This is a genomic window from Chryseomicrobium excrementi (assembly GCF_002798305.1).
GTDB lineage: Bacteria > Bacillota > Bacilli > Bacillales_A > Planococcaceae > Chryseomicrobium > Chryseomicrobium excrementi.
This window is the reverse complement of sequence record NZ_PCGR01000002.1, coordinates 728,966-744,042: the sequence shown is the minus strand read 5'-3', so window position 1 is coordinate 744,042 and position 15,077 is coordinate 728,966. Positions and strand designations below refer to the sequence as shown.

Annotated in this window: 16 protein-coding genes; 6 read left to right on the top strand and 10 right to left on the bottom strand. The window is 40.8% G+C overall.

The features are described from left to right. Positions 1–76: 76 nt before the first annotated feature. Positions 77–1,249, top strand: a complete 1,173-nt coding sequence (locus CQS04_RS08245) for a DUF2157 domain-containing protein (protein WP_100353676.1) — start codon at positions 77–79, stop codon at positions 1,247–1,249. After that, the gene (locus tag CQS04_RS08240) at positions 1,246–1,704 is read left to right on the top strand and encodes a GDYXXLXY domain-containing protein (protein WP_100353675.1); all 459 of its coding nucleotides are present in this window, start codon (positions 1,246–1,248) and stop codon (positions 1,702–1,704) included. Before CQS04_RS08245 ends, CQS04_RS08240 begins: the two co-directional genes overlap by 4 nt. 39 nt (positions 1,705–1,743) lie before the next feature. Here CQS04_RS08240 and CQS04_RS08235 read toward each other — a convergent pair whose 3' ends face one another. Both CQS04_RS08235 and CQS04_RS08230 read right to left on the bottom strand, forming a co-directional pair. Further along, on the bottom strand, positions 1,744–2,157 hold the full coding sequence (locus CQS04_RS08235; protein WP_100353674.1) for a pyridoxamine 5'-phosphate oxidase family protein: 414 nt from the start codon (positions 2,155–2,157) through the stop codon (positions 1,744–1,746). A 67-nt stretch (positions 2,158–2,224) separates the two neighbouring features. Continuing rightward, the gene (locus CQS04_RS08230) at positions 2,225–2,692 is read right to left on the bottom strand and encodes a CAP domain-containing protein (protein ID WP_165775500.1); all 468 of its coding nucleotides are present in this window, start codon (positions 2,690–2,692) and stop codon (positions 2,225–2,227) included. A gap of 182 nt (positions 2,693–2,874) precedes the next feature. On the opposite strand from CQS04_RS08230, the gene CQS04_RS08225 reads away from it, so the two are divergent. Continuing rightward, positions 2,875–3,435 carry a biotin transporter BioY gene (locus CQS04_RS08225; RefSeq protein ID WP_100353672.1) on the top strand — a complete coding sequence of 187 codons (561 nt, stop codon included), beginning with the start codon at positions 2,875–2,877 and terminating at the stop codon, positions 3,433–3,435. Here the strand turns inward: CQS04_RS08225 and CQS04_RS08220 are convergent. Beyond that, positions 3,432–3,887: a VanZ family protein gene (locus CQS04_RS08220; RefSeq protein WP_100353671.1), complete on the bottom strand. Its 456-nt coding sequence runs from the start codon at positions 3,885–3,887 to the stop codon at positions 3,432–3,434. The two genes, CQS04_RS08225 and CQS04_RS08220, sit on opposite strands and share 4 nt — an antisense overlap. After that, positions 3,884–4,306, bottom strand: coding sequence for a hypothetical protein (locus CQS04_RS08215; RefSeq protein WP_133118816.1), 423 nt, complete (start codon positions 4,304–4,306; stop codon positions 3,884–3,886). Before CQS04_RS08215 ends, CQS04_RS08220 begins: the two co-directional genes overlap by 4 nt. Positions 4,307–4,421: 115 nt before the next feature. Here CQS04_RS08215 and CQS04_RS08210 point away from each other — a divergent pair, with 115 nt between their 5' ends. Then, complete coding sequence (locus tag CQS04_RS08210) at positions 4,422–5,741, top strand: diguanylate cyclase domain-containing protein (protein WP_100353669.1); 1,320 nt, start codon at positions 4,422–4,424, stop codon at positions 5,739–5,741. Between the two features lie 18 nt (positions 5,742–5,759). Here CQS04_RS08210 and CQS04_RS08205 read toward each other — a convergent pair whose 3' ends face one another. The 3 genes from CQS04_RS08205 to CQS04_RS08195 are packed head-to-tail and all read right to left on the bottom strand — an operon-like array spanning position 5,760 to position 7,281. Next, positions 5,760–6,050, bottom strand: coding sequence for a hypothetical protein (locus CQS04_RS08205; RefSeq protein ID WP_100353668.1), 291 nt, complete (start codon positions 6,048–6,050; stop codon positions 5,760–5,762). Positions 6,051–6,107: 57 nt separating this feature from the next. Next, positions 6,108–6,743, bottom strand: a complete 636-nt coding sequence (locus CQS04_RS08200; protein ID WP_100353667.1) for an HAD family hydrolase — start codon at positions 6,741–6,743, stop codon at positions 6,108–6,110. Further along, positions 6,736–7,281: a DUF2179 domain-containing protein gene (locus tag CQS04_RS08195; RefSeq protein ID WP_094942344.1), complete on the bottom strand. Its 546-nt coding sequence runs from the start codon at positions 7,279–7,281 to the stop codon at positions 6,736–6,738. The genes CQS04_RS08200 and CQS04_RS08195 overlap by 8 nt, the downstream gene beginning before the upstream one ends. Positions 7,282–7,471: 190 nt before the next feature. Here CQS04_RS08195 and CQS04_RS08190 point away from each other — a divergent pair, with 190 nt between their 5' ends. Beyond that, entirely contained in the window at positions 7,472–7,807 is a 336-nt protein-coding gene (locus tag CQS04_RS08190; RefSeq protein ID WP_094942345.1) for a YflT domain-containing protein, read from the top strand. A 153-nt stretch (positions 7,808–7,960) separates the two neighbouring features. Here CQS04_RS08190 and CQS04_RS13905 read toward each other — a convergent pair whose 3' ends face one another. Further along, positions 7,961–11,743, bottom strand: coding sequence for a chitobiase/beta-hexosaminidase C-terminal domain-containing protein (locus tag CQS04_RS13905; protein WP_245858779.1), 3,783 nt, complete (start codon positions 11,741–11,743; stop codon positions 7,961–7,963). 214 nt (positions 11,744–11,957) lie between these two features. Here CQS04_RS13905 and CQS04_RS08180 point away from each other — a divergent pair, with 214 nt between their 5' ends. Continuing rightward, complete coding sequence (locus CQS04_RS08180) at positions 11,958–13,124, top strand: dicarboxylate/amino acid:cation symporter (RefSeq protein ID WP_100353830.1); 1,167 nt, start codon at positions 11,958–11,960, stop codon at positions 13,122–13,124. Between the two features lie 179 nt (positions 13,125–13,303). On the opposite strand, the gene CQS04_RS08175 is transcribed toward CQS04_RS08180, so the two are convergent. Both CQS04_RS08175 and CQS04_RS08170 read right to left on the bottom strand, forming a co-directional pair. Continuing rightward, positions 13,304–13,930 carry a vWA domain-containing protein gene (locus tag CQS04_RS08175; RefSeq protein WP_100353665.1) on the bottom strand — a complete coding sequence of 209 codons (627 nt, stop codon included), beginning with the start codon at positions 13,928–13,930 and terminating at the stop codon, positions 13,304–13,306. Positions 13,931–14,005: 75 nt separating this feature from the next. After that, a complete protein-coding gene (locus tag CQS04_RS08170) occupies positions 14,006–15,004 on the bottom strand; it encodes a macro domain-containing protein (protein WP_100353664.1) in 999 nt (332 codons plus the stop codon). Between the last annotated feature and the right edge of the window lie 73 nt (positions 15,005–15,077).

Here is a 15,077-nt window from a genome sequence, read left to right as displayed (position 1 = left end):
ATACAGGAAAGCGATAAAAAAATCAGATAGCTATAGGGAAAATCTAGCAGTATACTTAGCTTAGGAGGTGGGACAAATGAACGATTGGCAACACAAAGTTCGTGAGTGGCATCAGGCGGGACTAGTTGACCAGGCAACAGTTGACGCCATTACCAGTTATGAACAGAAGCAACCGCAGAAACGTAAAATTCCGCTGTTATTGACCGTTGGACTTATCTTTTTAACTCTTGCTGTGTTTAGTTTCATCGCTGCCAACTGGGGCGCCATCCCTGATGTATTGAAAACCATCACTTTCCTACTATTCATGTGGGTGGCTTATGGTATCGCCGCTTTTTCTGAAAAGAGAAGAATGGGTCAGCCTATTCTCTTTTATGTCACAGGATATGCTTTTTTTATTGCGGCCGTTCTCGTAACGTTGCAGACCTTCCATTTACCAGTAGCCAATTCTGTATTACCCTGGCTCGCATACCTGGCTGCGCTAGCACATATTTATTTGATTAAACATCCTGTATTTTCAATCGCAAGTTTTATCGCAGGTGTATTGCTGCTGTTTTCTTTCTTACCTGATGTCGGTTGGATCGAGTGGGGAGCATTTGTTTTGATCACTCTTGCTCACTTCTACTATTCACAAAGACCAGAAGCAAATGCCTTTAGCTTCATTCATTTATTTGGAGCAGGATTGCTCCTCTGGATACTCGTAGAGTACGAAAGTGCTCTGTGGCCCATCTGGACATTATTCACATTAAGCGGCTTATTGTTCTTAGGAGCACAAAAGAAAGTGGTGGTTCAACCCTTACTCCAAATCTTGGCGGGAATCACTGGTATTGGCTACTTAATTGCTAGAGGAGAAACCAACTTAGATTTGGTGAATTTGACTTATTTTGAGTCTGGACTTTTACTAGTAGTCAGCAGTGTCCTAGCAGTGGTTCTTTGGAAATGGCACCGTCCTGTTGCCTGGATCAGCGTTATAGGACTCGTCGGTTTCTTACTTTACGATGACACAGCCATAGGGCTAGCCGTCTTGGCAGAAATCGTTGCATTTGGGTACTTGATTCTTGCCCAAAGGGAAGGACGCTCACTCCGTGGTGGATTCCTGTTCTTCATTCTCATTCAGTTTGTCATCTACTTTATTTACGCATGGCAACGCCTCGATATGGCATTGTTCTTCTTACTTGGTGCTATCTTGTTGTTTGTCTTAGCGGGAATCGGTTGGTGGCTGAATCGTAAGAAAGAAGGTGCTGCAACATGAAGAAGTGGCTTCTCCCTATTCTTCAAACGGTAGCTGTCATCGGAATTTTGTTAAGCTACTTCGCAACGAGCTGGTTTGGTGATGAATTTGTATTGCGGGCGGAACCGTTCGATCCATTTGATCCTTTTTACGGAGAGTATGTATTACTTCAATATCCAGATATCAATCAAGCAGCAAAAGACAACAAGATTCAAGACGGTGAGACCGTCTACTTTTCCCTTGTAGAAGGTGTCGATGGTTATGCAGCTGTTGACAGAATGGAGACATCCGACTTTTTAGGCGCTTTACATGGTCAGTACTGGGGAGGTCAAGTAAGTGTCGACAACCTGGAACAATTCTACGTGGAGCAAGGGCAGGGTTTAGCCCTTGAAGAAGCGGTGGATTTGAAAGCTACAATCTATGTAAGCCCTTGGGGAACAATCCGTCCTATGAATCTTGAAAAACGTGATGAATGAAAAAAGACCGGTCCACATTTTGTGGACCGGTCTTTCTGATTAAAACTGAATGTCTTGAGGCGGCTCTCCACTTTTATTCATCAAACGAGCCGATTCAGGCGATACTTTTAAAATAACTAGCTTTGGATCATGAGGCCCTTCAAACCAATTTTTCATGCGGTCATTCCAAATCTTTTCCTTCAGACCTTCATCTTCAGAAATCGAGACACGACCCAAAATTTCTAGATAAGCATCCCCAAAACCGTCCCCTTCATATCCAATCAAAATATGTGTGTATGGGTTGGATTCCAATTCATCTACCTTTTCAGAACCTTTACTAGTTGGAGTAAACAAGGTGAACCCGTCATTTAAAAATGTCATATAGCGACTATGAGGTTTCCCTCCACTTACAGTAGCCATCGTTCCTAAACGACTTTCATCTAAAATATGCAATGCAGTTTCTTTTGCCTCCATCAATGTCACGCTCCTTCAGTCTGAGTTACAGCTAGTATTCCCTTACTCAAGAGCTTTAAACGCGAGGTTAGTAGGCTGTGAACATTTGAACCCAATAGGTTCCGTAGTCCCCTCCACCCTCTGAAAACCCGAAACCGATATGGGTGAACATCGGGTTCAGGATATTCTCTCGGTGCCCTGGACTATCCATCCATCCTTGATGAACTTCTTCAACAGACAATTGCCCTGCAGCTATGTTTTCACCGGAAGCAATCCACTCAACCCCGAACTGAGTGAGCATCTCACTAGGCGCCCCATAAGTTGGGGATTCGTGTTCGAAATAATTATTCGTTAGTAAATCCTGTGCTTTGAGTTGGGCCACTTTTGCGACATGAGGATCATATGTGAGAGGCTCGACACCTTCTTCAGCTCGGGCTTCATTTACTTTGGTAAGAAGTTCTTCTTCATATGAGGAAAGGTCGACAGGCTCTACTGAATTTGGTAGCACGATGCGTACTTTCTCTTGTGGTGATAATTCGACTTCTAGTGGAGCCATTACACATCCTGTTAAAAGTACTAGGAATATCACCAGATAACCCAACTTATTAAATGAGCTCCACATAAGTATCACCCCTACTAAAAATTCCTTGACGCTTCGATAAATTATCAGTATTCTAAATATGTGTTAACCCATATATTTTTAAGGTTAACTCATTTTACATAAAGGTGGATGACCAGATGAGAAATGAACGTTTAAAAATGATGATTGTCAGCGCACTGTTTGCAGCTATTATTGCAGTCTTTGCCCAAATCACGATTCCTCTGCCTTTCACTGCTGTACCTATCACAGGTCAGACATTGGCAATTGGACTCGCAGCCACAATTTTAGGAAGCCGCTATGGAACATTATCGGTAGCCATTTACTTACTACTTGGCGCTGTCGGTGCTCCTGTATTTGCAGGTATGAGCGGTGGACTTGGTGCACTTGTCGGTCCAACAGGGGGCTATTTAGTTGGATTCTTACCAACCGCATTTCTAATTGGATACTATCTTGAAAAAACAAGCTTCACTGTAAAACAAGCTATTGTTGCCAATGTTATTGGAATGATTGTCACTTTGGCATTCGGTACTGCTTGGCTGAAGTTTGCAGCTGAGTTGGCTTGGACTGCAGCAATTACCGGAGGAGCTACGCCATTCATTCCAGTTGGAATCTTGAAGGCTGTGCTAGCTGCTGCTGGAGGAATTGCAGTTCGCAATCGATTGAAAGCAGCACGTTTATTAACTGTACAAACACATTAAGAAGATTTTGGGCCCGGAGACAGCAGTCTTCGGGTCATTTGTATAGCTAAGATTACGAGCATGGCTAAAGCTGCTCCCGAGCTATCAATTCCGACATCTCGCAATTGGCCCCCTCTTCCTTCTACAAATATTTGATGAAACTCATCCGTACAGGCATAAAGTGTAGCAAGTCCCCATGCTGTTACATATCTTGTAAATCCTCTCTTCTCTAAGGCCATCCAGAAGACGAGTGCAAGTCCAAAATAAGCAATAAAATGAGTGGACTTTCTTAATAGATAATTCAATTGATCAAGCGTTAAAGGGGGTCGGAACGTCTCTTCTCCTACTAGTTCAATAACGACTTCTGTGAAACTTGTGCTCAGTTCATTTGAATGCACTGCCGGTTGATGAGATAAGTAAAAAATCACAGCCATATAAATCACTGCAACTCCCCACCAAAAACTAAATTTCACGATAACGTTTTCTCCTTCTTTTTCACTTCACGGCGTCGATCTAAAAATGCAATAAAGTTCAGGTAACTTAATAAAAATGCTAGAAAAACGGTAACATTTTGAGCGGTTCTTGCAGCTGATTCCAATACATAAAAGCGATCCAGTTCCGCATTACTCTTTCCATTGTATCCCATTTCAACAAGAGTATACAGCACGATAGCCGATAAAAAGACCGCCACACCTCCTGCAATTACAGATAACAATAGAGAAAGCCACCCAGGAGGCACCTTCGCCTGTACTTTTCGGGCAACTATATATCCAATAGTAATCAGCACTAGTGGAAGAGTGATAAACAAAAATAAAAAAGGTTGTGTTAGTGAGACAACAGCAACCAGTCCCCCAACTAGAGCTAAAGAAATTTTTGTTCTTTTTGAGATCATAGATAGGTTTCCTTCCGCAATAAATGACATATACATTTAGTATAAACCTCAAAAATCTACATTCAAGCACTAGAACTATGGCATAATAAGAAAAAAGGTGCAGGGGGACGGTCGCATGCGAATCAAGCAATTATTTGACGAGCTGGGAAGTGAGTTTTTATCACTGGTAACACAAACCTTTGATCAAATTGATGATTTAGTATTTGTAATGAGCTATAACGGGAACGATTACGAATACATCTATGCCAATCAAGCTGCCAAGCAAACCGTAAAACTCCCTGATCTTTCCCAGCGTGTGACGATGAAATCTATGGTATCTGACCAAGCATATATCTCATTAAGAGAACACTACGATGAAGCGCGACTTTCCATGAACAAGATCCGGTTTAAGATGCCTATTGAACACAAAGGTCAGCATTATATTGGAGAAAGTCTACTGACCCCCATCTACTTAGAGAAGCTGAACCTTCATTTTATTATGGCTATTGTCCGAGATATTACCGAACATGAACAAGCGTTACAGCATTTAAAAGAGGCACAACGTCAGGTAGATGAAGAACGGATGCGTTTAGAATCTTTGATTGAATTAAACAATGAAGCCATTTTTCAAGTAGACACACACGGGCGCATTGTGAAATGCAATCCTGAAGCTACAACTTTTCTTAAGGCCACTGCCCATGAACTAGAAGGCAGTTATTTAACAGACTGGTTTAAAGAATCATTTTTCGATGAATGGTTCACAACAGAACCTAAACCTAAAAAGACCTCTCGACATGAACTTTGGGTCACACGAATCAATCAAGAAGACACCAAGTATATCAAAGTAAAATTTATACCCATCACTATTGCTGAACGAGAGCAAGGCTGGTATTTATTACTTAGAGATGCTACCGCTGAGACAAACTTACAAGATGAACTTCAGCGGATGGCTTTTATTGATCATTTGTCAGGACTGCCGAATCGGAGAGCATTTGATGATAAAATGGATTATCTACTTCAGCAAACTACAGGCACAGGTGAGCTTTTAGCCCTGTTTCTGATAGACGGCTATCGCTTTAAAGATATTAATGATACCTATGGCCACGACGCTGGCGATGCGGTCATCAAAGAAACCGCACTTCGTCTTCAACGAGTTTTGCGTGATCATGACATTGTAGCGCGGTTCGGCGGAGATGAGTTTGCTATCATCATTCCACATATTAAAGATATAGACACAATCGGAGAGGTCGCCAAACGAATCCTTTACCAATTTGAAGAACCTTTCATTTATCAGGAGCATTCTATTTCCATTCAAATCGGCATGGGAGGCGCATACTATCCTGGTTCCGCTAAAAACAAAAACCAATTATTGAAAGAAGCTGACCATGCGTTATATGAAATCAAAGAAGCTACGGGTGTTGGGTTTCATTTGTACAAAAAAATGCCAATCGATTAAAATCGACTGGCATTTTCTTTATTCTTTGCGTGTTAACAGTTCAAGTCCATAGGCAACGGCCGTTACTAGATGCATAAACCAACCAAACAGCGGTATCCAAGCCAGTGCATTGGTCACCATACCGATTATAGACGCCACTTTCGCTCCATTTGATTTTAACGCGAGGATGAACACAATCGCATGAATGACAAAACCAAGTCCCAGCGCGCCCCATCCAGTGCTCAATACTATTGAGCCTCCTACAAATGGAATGGCCAATACTGCTTGATAAATCAACGCAACGACTTTTGCTACTTTAAGTGTACTCATGAAAAATAGCTCCTTTTAATTTGTATACTAGATATACGGACGCGTGCTCCAAAAGTTTCATTTCGCTTCAATTGTTTTCATTAATTCAGGAAGGTCTTGAATAGCGTTTAAAGTATAATCCACTTCACTAGGATGCCCAAATCCGTACGAGGCATAAATGAACGGGATCCCTGCAAAACGAGCTGCATCCAAATCCCCTTGCGTGTCACCGACATAGACCGAGTTATTAAGGTGATTTCTCTGTTGTACCAAGACAATGTTCTCGCCTTTTGAAAGTCCAGTGCGTCCTGGATTTTCAAAGTCTTCAAAGTAACGTTCCAATCCATGTGCTTCATAAAAAGATTCTATATAACCATCTTCACAATTAGAGACAATAAACAGCCGATACGTCTTTTTTAGCTCTTCAAGTGTTTTTTCTAGCCCCTCAAATAAGATCCCGCCCTGCTTGCGAATAAATTTTTGATCAACTAAAGCGCATGCGTCCATATAAGCTTGTCTTTGTTCGAGGGAAGCATTCGGGAACAATTTTTCTGCAATTTGAGGAATCTGAAGCCCCATCAAGCCACCAATGTCATCTTTCGTGTAACCTGGATGGCCATCAATCTCTTGTTGAATCGCTTGAGTCCAAGCATCGGCAATCGTTTGTCTGGAATCCCATAAAGTGCCGTCTAAGTCGAAAATGATACTATCCATTTGGTACCCCCTGTTTTTTCCGATTTCGCTTCATAGATTTGGTAATATAGCCACCTTTAAAATTTCGAGGTTCATAAGAAACGATAAAGGCATTCGGTTCATAGTGGCTTACTATCCTGATGAACTCCTGCTCCCTATCGCGTCGAGCCGTGCAATCAAGTCGGTACCTGCGCGCCTCATTCATACCTTCTACTTCCGAAGTCGAGACACTGAATCCTTCATTTCGTAAACGATCAATCATTTCTTCATTCTTATTCATAACATTGACTTCAAGTGATACATAACCGATAGCTAATCGCTGCTCTAGTATTTGGCCTAAGTAAAGTCCAATCCCGAATCCTAGTGCGTACGAAATCATATTCATGTAATTTGAAAGATCACTAAACACAATCCCCAGTGCTACCACATAAATGATACCTTCTAATATTCCAAAGCCTGCCGCCTTCGCTTTCATGCCTTTTACCATCATAATCGTCCGAAGTGTCAAAATCGGCACATAGATGAGTTGAGCAATGAAAATGATGAGTGCGTCTAGCATAGTCTCACGTCCTTTTCTATCAAGATGCTCCGTCTAGTCTATCAGTAGAGAAAGTCAAGTTGCAAGGAGAGAGACTAGTAAAAAACTACCTATTTTAGACAAAGACGTTTTACAAAGCTCTAATTGTGGAAATGTAGAAGTGGCAGCACAGTATTTCGCATTTCAAACCATTTAAGGAGGCAATTCATTTATGGAAAATCGTTATTACAGAACGTTTGACAATGAGCAAGACCTTCAGACTGAAATGGACCGACTACGTGCAGAAGGATATACAGATGAAGATATGTACCTGATGTCAAAACGGGATGACCGGATGAGCATTTATAGAGGTCATAACGAACATGAAGGACATGAAAAAGAAGGACTTTGGGAAAAATTCAAAGAGTTTGTAACCGGTGATGATACAGATGAACATTTCAACCGGATGAGTTTCGAGGAAAGTGAACGCAAACAGTATTATGATGATGTCAACAATGGAAAACATTTATTATATGCAGATCGGGAATTCGGAAGAAGACCCTACTAGAGAAAACTAAATTAGGCTAAAGGAATGCTGCCATTCCTCTACCAAACAAAAAAAGAGCGCTGGTTGGACAGCGCTCTTTTTCATGCCAGACAATGGTTGGCACTAAGTAGTACGTTTCATGTCTGGATAAGTTTCATCGATTTCAAACTATTTTTACTTTGTAGAGATTATTGTAACTTTATGTTCTGAAGCACCTTTTTGATAAGAAATCTTCTGTACATTTTCGATGTTACGTAATTCCATCTTGTAAGAACCTGTGATAACAATTTCTTTTACAAAAGATCCTTCAAAATCAAAAATAGCATTTTGTTTATTAGGGTTCAAGACCACTGCTCGATCAACGAGACCAGAACCTGTGATTCCAGCAATCTGAGATTTAATCTCAATGCCATTGTTGATTCTCACATTCTCATCTACGGTTATATGTGTTTTTGGAGTAGCGATGACTAATTTACCAATCTTAGTATTTTCATACTTCAAGAATCGTTCGTACTCCATGGGAGGTACTGGTGGAGTTACTTCTTTTGTAAAGTCAACCTGAATTAATACCGCATCGTGGTCAGATGCCCGCCCATGCGCTTCCATTTTGTTAGCATTTACATGAAGGATATCTACCACTGTCTTAGCTAGTAAGTTTTTTGTGACTAAAATATGATCTAATACTTGGTTATTGCCTTGGTAGTAGTAAGTAAAACGATCTTCTACTGGCACTTGTTCAATCATGTTCACTAAACTATCGCCTTTTAATGCTGTCAATGCTGGAGTGAACTCGAAGTCATTCATATCTCCTGCCACCACGACATTTAAGTTTGGATCCTTTGCAAGGCCTCGCTCGATGAAATCGTTGATCATAGTCGCAAGTTCAATTCGCTCTGGTTCTGAACCAAGTACAGGTGGTTGGTTTTTACCGAACAGTCCCTGGTCTCCACCTTTGGAGTTCAAGTGTGCTCCGATAACTACTACTTTTTCACCGTTAAATATAAATTCAGCAGCAATTGGTTTTCGTGTGTTTTCCTGCGGTAAATCTAAGATACGTCCAGGATTTAATGTAAGAGAACCACTATCTGTCCACTGTGCGCCCTCTGTTGCAGTACCTTTCGTACCTTCAGCTAGTTGGACACGAGATGGATTGTATAGGTAGCCGACACGAATGTTTCCACCCGGTTGCCCTCCATCTTTATTATACTCAGGTGCAATATCTGTATAAGAGTACGTCGGCCCTCCGGCAGCCTGAATCGCTGCAATCAAGCGTTCGTAAGATTGAGACGCATCCGTTGTACCCGATGCGGTAGCACCATCATTATCTTGTACCTCTACTAAAGTAATGATGTCTGGTGATTTCATTTTAGTCACAAACGAATCCGCAATCTTTGCTACTTTCTCGTCAGGTGTTTGTTCACTGTTAGCCGAGAAATTTTCAACATTATAAGATGCTACAGTCAATTTCTCTTCTGCTGCTTCAATTTTAGTAGTTTCATCTGGATGTTCTGATTCAATCAACTCTGGAAGTTGATCGACCGATGTAAATACTTTGTAGTTTCCGAATCCATAACCAACAACACCTACAGGCGCAGTAGCAAAACGATCTCCTGATTTTGTAACAAAGTTTTCATCGTCGATATCTAAGATGACGCGCTCTGGATTGTAATCATCAGAAGAGATGTTGATTCCGCCCAGTAAGTTTAACGTGTTGTTAGTAGCTTCTGTGTTCACTACAATCACTTCACCGTATTTTTGAGGTCCTAAAATTTGAGCATTCGGAACTGAAATGCGCATTCCTTCTAAAGACTCCCAGAAATCGATTCCGTCTTCATTAACATCAAAAGAAGTCAATTGGTCATTATCAATAATTTTCGTAGGAGCAACTCTATCTACGCCCATTTGAACTGGAGCCGGAAGCTCTGCAGTACCAGTTTTCACTAAAGATGTGTTGGCAATGCGCGTAATAGGAAGATCTGTCTGACGGCTATCTGAATACCCTTCATAGTAATGCTCTTGAACAAGACCATTCACTGTTACCACATCACCGATTGAATAAGTTGATTTCGCATTTGCGAAGTTCACCATAATGCCTTCAGCTGTAGCCGGGTTGTTATCAGGTGTTGTTGTTTGAATGAAGAAGTTCGCTGTGTTGTAGAAATGAGTTATCACTCCTGTAACACCAGCAACTGAAGCTCCTGTATAAGGTGAATAATGGTCTTCACCTTGAATCTCTTCGATCGTTACGTTCTCTGTCTTTAATACTGTGTACTTGAAGCTAAACACCTCAGAAGTTGTTGTGTCTGTCACAGCAATCGCTTTAATAGTAGAAGTTTCCGTTAAGACGATTGGTGTTGTGTATAGTGTGCTCGTAGTAGATGGTGTCGAACCATCTGTCGTGTAATAAATCGTTGCATTTTCAAGTTCAGTTAATAATTCGATCGCTTGACCTTCTTTAACTGAACCTGGGAACACATTCGTAAATACATCTGGTTTCACGGACAATTCAAAGCTCTTAGATCCAATAGTTTTAAATTGGAAAGTGCCATTAAATGTACCAGCAAAACCATAGATGTCTAAAACATCCCCATTTTTATATTGACGAATGAAATCATCATACGTAAATCCATTACGGTTATCATTTCGAACTAAAACGGATGATCCGTCTTCTGTAGTTGCAGTTAACTCGATTGTTCCAAATCCTGCATCTCGGATAGCTGAAATAGTCGCCTTTTCCATTACGAGTCTCTCACCTTGCGTATCCGCATTGACGCCTGAAGCTGGAACCACTTGCACAGCTGGCAGTTCATTGTTTGCAGTAAGCTTAGTTACAACTGGATTGGTGATTTGAAGATCGCCTTGGTAGATACCTAGAGTTCCTTGAATTTGAACCCGGTCCCCTTCAGTTACTCCCAAATCATAGCTTGTAAATACATAGATTCCAGCAGTGTCATCTTGAATATAAAAACCGTTATTCCCAAACTTTTGTTTATCTGTTGTAACGATTGCTTCTGTAATGATTTTTGACCCTTGAGTTGCAGCGCGTACCTCAGCCACAGTAGTTGGAACAAGAATTGTGTATTCATAAGTTTGAATTTCACTTGTCTCTAATCCCTCTTTTACCCCTACAGCTTTGATGACCGTATCCGCATTGATTTCGATTGGAGTGCTATATAGAGTACTTTCTGTCGAAGGAGTTGAACCGTCCGTTGTGTAATAGATTGTAGCATCTTTGGTCGTCGTAGATAATGTCACTTGCGTTCCACTTAAAACAGAACCTGCAGCAGGTGAAACTGAAACGTCTGCTACTTTTGTCTCTTCAACAGGTGGTGCTCCATTCATAGTATGTGATCCTAAATAAGTTGCTGTATTTTGTGGATAGGCAATCCACTCAACTGAAGGATCAAATACATCTGATGGATTCGTATCTCCTTGAACAATAGTCTCTTTTCTGACTAAGGTCATTTCTGAAGTTGCGACTCCATTTGCAGACCAATTTGTTCCTGGATCATTCCCGAACTGTCCAAATGAATCTACTAATGTATCTCCTTTTTTTAATAGGACCGTATCGTCACCATTAAAGTTTGCCACGCCACTTGACTTCCCATTTACTGGCTTGAAATCAGCTGTAGCAGATGAGTTGTATAAAATATATGTAGCTCCATGAGCTAAAGTTCCTGTTAAGTTCTCTGTATTCCCTACAGTTGTTAGACCATTGTTATAAAGCTCTAATTTGTAATTTGAGAGATCAATGTCTGCTCCCGTGCCGTTATAAATTTCAAGTGCTTTATTATTTGAAGACCCTTCAATATACTCTGAGATAATCAAATCCGTGGCTACACTTACCGGAGCTGCTGAAGCGGTTTGTGGTAAGTAAGGTACAACCAACGAAACTACTAGCACGAAAGCTAACAAACTCTTAGTCCATGCCGTTTTGAACAAATTTACTGTGTTCAAATTTTTCATCCTTCCCTAATTTAGTGTCATGCTTTTCTATTATATCTGAAAATTGTAAAGAAAGCGTCATTATTTTGAAATCGGTTACATTTTGTGATATGGTAGAGAATTTAATTATTCTTTCTATTCAAAAAATAAGTATTCTTACTATTTCGTGATATGATACGTTCATGAAAAAACAAATGTATTTTTAGGGAGGACGATTTTGGTGAAAATCAAGTTTGGTTTATTACCTCGTATCATTGTTGCGATAGTACTCGGTGTAGCACTCGGTTCATTTGTTCCTGTTGAAGTAGTGAGAGCATTTGCCACTTTCAATGGTATCTTCGGCGCCTTTTTAAGCTTTGCTATTCCATTGATTATTATAGGGTTCATTACTCCAGGAATTGCACACATGGGAAAAGGTGCTGGAAAGCTCTTAGGATTAACAGCATCTACTGCCTATATTTCAACCATCATTGCAGGCCTTTTAGCGTTTGTAGTTGGCAGTTTTCTATTACCAGGATTCGTTGAAAACAATACCGTGATTGACCTTGAGAATCCGGAAGAATTTTTACAATCTGGTTTCTTCACTATTGAGATGGCTCCAATCATGGGAGTGATGAGCGCATTGATCCTATCGTTTGTTTTAGGAATTGGCGTCTCTGCTACTGACAGCATCAACTTACGTAACATTTTGGACGAGTTCCAAAAAATTATTGAAAAAGTAATTACAGTCATCATCATTCCTTTACTTCCTATTCATATTCTAGGAATCTTTATGAATATGACATACGGTGGTCAAGTGCAATCCATTTTAGTAGTATTCTCTAAAGTATTTATTGTCATCATCGCGCTTCATATTGTGATGTTACTCATTCAGTACACAGTGGCAGGTACTGCAGCTGGAGTGAACCCATTGCGTTTGCTCCGCTCTATGCTACCCGCTTACTTTACAGCTCTAGGAACACAATCATCTGCTGCAACCATTCCAGTAACCATGCAATCTGCTAAAAAAACTGGAGTGAATGAAAAAATTGCAGAGTTTTCGATTCCTTTGTTTGCAACGATTCACTTATCAGGAAGTACGATCACATTAGTAAGCTGTGCAATGGGAGTCTTATTCTTAACTGGCCAAACACCGGATTTCTCAAGCATGTTCCCATTCATTTTGATGCTTGGTGTGATGATGATTGCAGCACCTGGAGTTCCTGGTGGGGCTGTTATGGCAGCCTTGGGATTACTAGAGACAATGCTTGGTTTTGACCAAACGATGCTATCTTTAATGATTGCTCTGTACTTGGCGCAAGACAGCTTCGGAACAGCAACGAATGTTACAGGTGACGGGGCTTTGACGGTTCTTGTCAATCGCTTAACTGGGAAGAAGATTGTTCAGGCATAAGCTTAAACCTATCACTGATAGTTTTAGATGAGAGTACTTTTATAAGAGTGCAGGGGTGACTCCAGCGGGATTAAAGCGGAAGCTGAGACCAAGGCTCAGCCCGCGGAACGCTTCCCCTGCACGCGGTACAACATATAAAAATGAACCGGACGAAGCCACTGAGCTTCGTCCGGTTCTTATTACTGTCTTGATTGATAATCTTGTTCTACAGCTTCTTTCCAATCACGTGATACTTTTTTGCCGTTTCTCACTGAAGAGACGGCTTCATTGATAGAAGCAAAATTGAGTTCAGTCCCTTGCTTATCGGCATGATAATTCACTGCATAGTCTCGGTGAATTCCAAATTGTTCTGCAGTTGCGATCGCATCGATATTGGCACCTAAAAAGATAAATTCCCACCCTAGAGATTTTTGTTCTTCTATTAAAGAACGAATTTGATGACGCTTAAATTCTTTGCTTGCATTTTCCATTCCATCTGTAGTAATTACAACAAGCACTTTTGTTTCTACATACATCTTGTTCTGTTTCCTATTACGGATCCTATGAATTCCGTACCCAATCGCATCTAAGAGAGCCGTCGTCCCTCGAACAAAATAGTCGTTTTCAGTAATAGGTGCCACTTCTTCTATAAACATACGGTCATGCAGTACTTCAACTTCATGATCAAAAAGCAACGTCGTGACGGTGGCTTCCCCTTTTAGCTTGCGCTGTTTTTCAAGCAAACTATTGAATCCACCAATCGTATCTGTTTCTAGTCCTCCCATTGAACCGCTTCGATCTAGAATAAACAAAAGTTCCGTTTTCATATAAACGCCTCCTTTAGAGTGGTATCTAAAGGATAACTCAGGTTGTATTTTTCTTGGTCGCTTTCAAAGCGACATTTATAAGTTGCCTAATAGTGGTTGGTGATAGGCAAATAACACTTCGTTTACCATATAAATATCGTACCGATTCTCACGGATGAAATATTCCACGATCAAGTCCATCTTCGTGCTCTTTGACAATGTAAAACCAGCCGCCGCTAAAAATTCTTGCGTTTCTTCTAAAGACAATTCAAGTGCAAATGCCAGGGCAAGCGCAGTTGATTTTTTAGGTTGATAATTTGAATTGGAACGAATTTTAGAAAACAACCGTCGATCTAAGTTCGCTCTCTTGTATACTTCAGGATCCGTAAGACCCCGTTCGTCAATCAAGCGAAATAACTTTGTCGCAAAAGGCTCGTCCACGTCACTTAAGAAATCATCAAGTGTCGAACGCCTAGCCGAATCTAAACTCGGAAAATCATTGAATGAAATTGTTGATTCCTCAAACGATTCTTGGTTTGACCGTTTAAATCGCTTTTCCATATGGTGCACGGCTTGCTCATCGATAAACCGTTCAATATCCAATTTTAACTCTTCGCTAATTTGCACAGCTTGGCGATCAAACAATACAAGATACACCGTCATCTCACTTATCTCTAGAAAAGCTTCTATCGTCTCACGGGCAATTTGAAAAGCAAGCTCTTTTGGAAATCCGTAAATCCCTGAAGAAATTAAAGGAAAGGCAATTTTGCTCAATTGATGTTCCTTAGCAAGCTCCAAGGAGTTTTTGTAACTCGCTTTTAACAGATCCACCTCTCCTTTTGAACCTCCTTGCCATCTTGGACCGGCGGTATGAATGATAAAAGCTGCTGGCAAATCAAACGCAGGTGTTAGGGCAGCCTGTCCTGTTTCGATAGGGCTTACTAACTCACAAGCTTTAGCCAGCTTTTCTCTTCCTGCACGCTCAAAAATAGCACCACATACTCCTCCACCTTCCCGGAGTTCCGTATTGGCAGCATTTACAATTGCATCTACTTTTAAATTGGTGACGTCGTCTCGAATAATGTAAAACGGCATTTAAAGTCCTCCACACAGTCTTTTCTCTATCATATCCTAATTTTTACATGCGTGCTATCTAGTAAATAATAGT

Bases quoted from the DNA above. Each gene is read 5' to 3' on its own strand.
- CQS04_RS08245 (WP_100353676.1), top strand. From the start codon at position 77: ATGAACGATTGGCAACACAAAGTTCGTGAGTGGCATCAGGCGGGACTA.
- CQS04_RS08240 (WP_100353675.1), top strand. From the start codon at position 1,246: ATGAAGAAGTGGCTTCTCCCTATTCTTCAAACGGTAGCTGTCATCGGA.
- CQS04_RS08175 (WP_100353665.1), bottom strand. From the start codon at position 13,930: ATGAAAACGGAACTTTTGTTTATTCTAGATCGAAGCGGTTCAATGGGA.
- CQS04_RS08170 (WP_100353664.1), bottom strand. From the start codon at position 15,004: ATGCCGTTTTACATTATTCGAGACGACGTCACCAATTTAAAAGTAGAT.
- CQS04_RS08195 (WP_094942344.1), bottom strand. From the start codon at position 7,281: ATGCTAGACGCACTCATCATTTTCATTGCTCAACTCATCTATGTGCCG.
- CQS04_RS08215 (WP_133118816.1), bottom strand. From the start codon at position 4,306: ATGATCTCAAAAAGAACAAAAATTTCTTTAGCTCTAGTTGGGGGACTG.
- CQS04_RS08225 (WP_100353672.1), top strand. From the start codon at position 2,875: ATGAGAAATGAACGTTTAAAAATGATGATTGTCAGCGCACTGTTTGCA.
- CQS04_RS08205 (WP_100353668.1), bottom strand. From the start codon at position 6,050: ATGAGTACACTTAAAGTAGCAAAAGTCGTTGCGTTGATTTATCAAGCA.
- CQS04_RS08210 (WP_100353669.1), top strand. From the start codon at position 4,422: ATGCGAATCAAGCAATTATTTGACGAGCTGGGAAGTGAGTTTTTATCA.
- CQS04_RS08200 (WP_100353667.1), bottom strand. From the start codon at position 6,743: ATGGATAGTATCATTTTCGACTTAGACGGCACTTTATGGGATTCCAGA.
- CQS04_RS08190 (WP_094942345.1), top strand. From the start codon at position 7,472: ATGGAAAATCGTTATTACAGAACGTTTGACAATGAGCAAGACCTTCAG.
- CQS04_RS08230 (WP_165775500.1), bottom strand. From the start codon at position 2,692: ATGGCTCCACTAGAAGTCGAATTATCACCACAAGAGAAAGTACGCATC.
- CQS04_RS08235 (WP_100353674.1), bottom strand. From the start codon at position 2,157: ATGGAGGCAAAAGAAACTGCATTGCATATTTTAGATGAAAGTCGTTTA.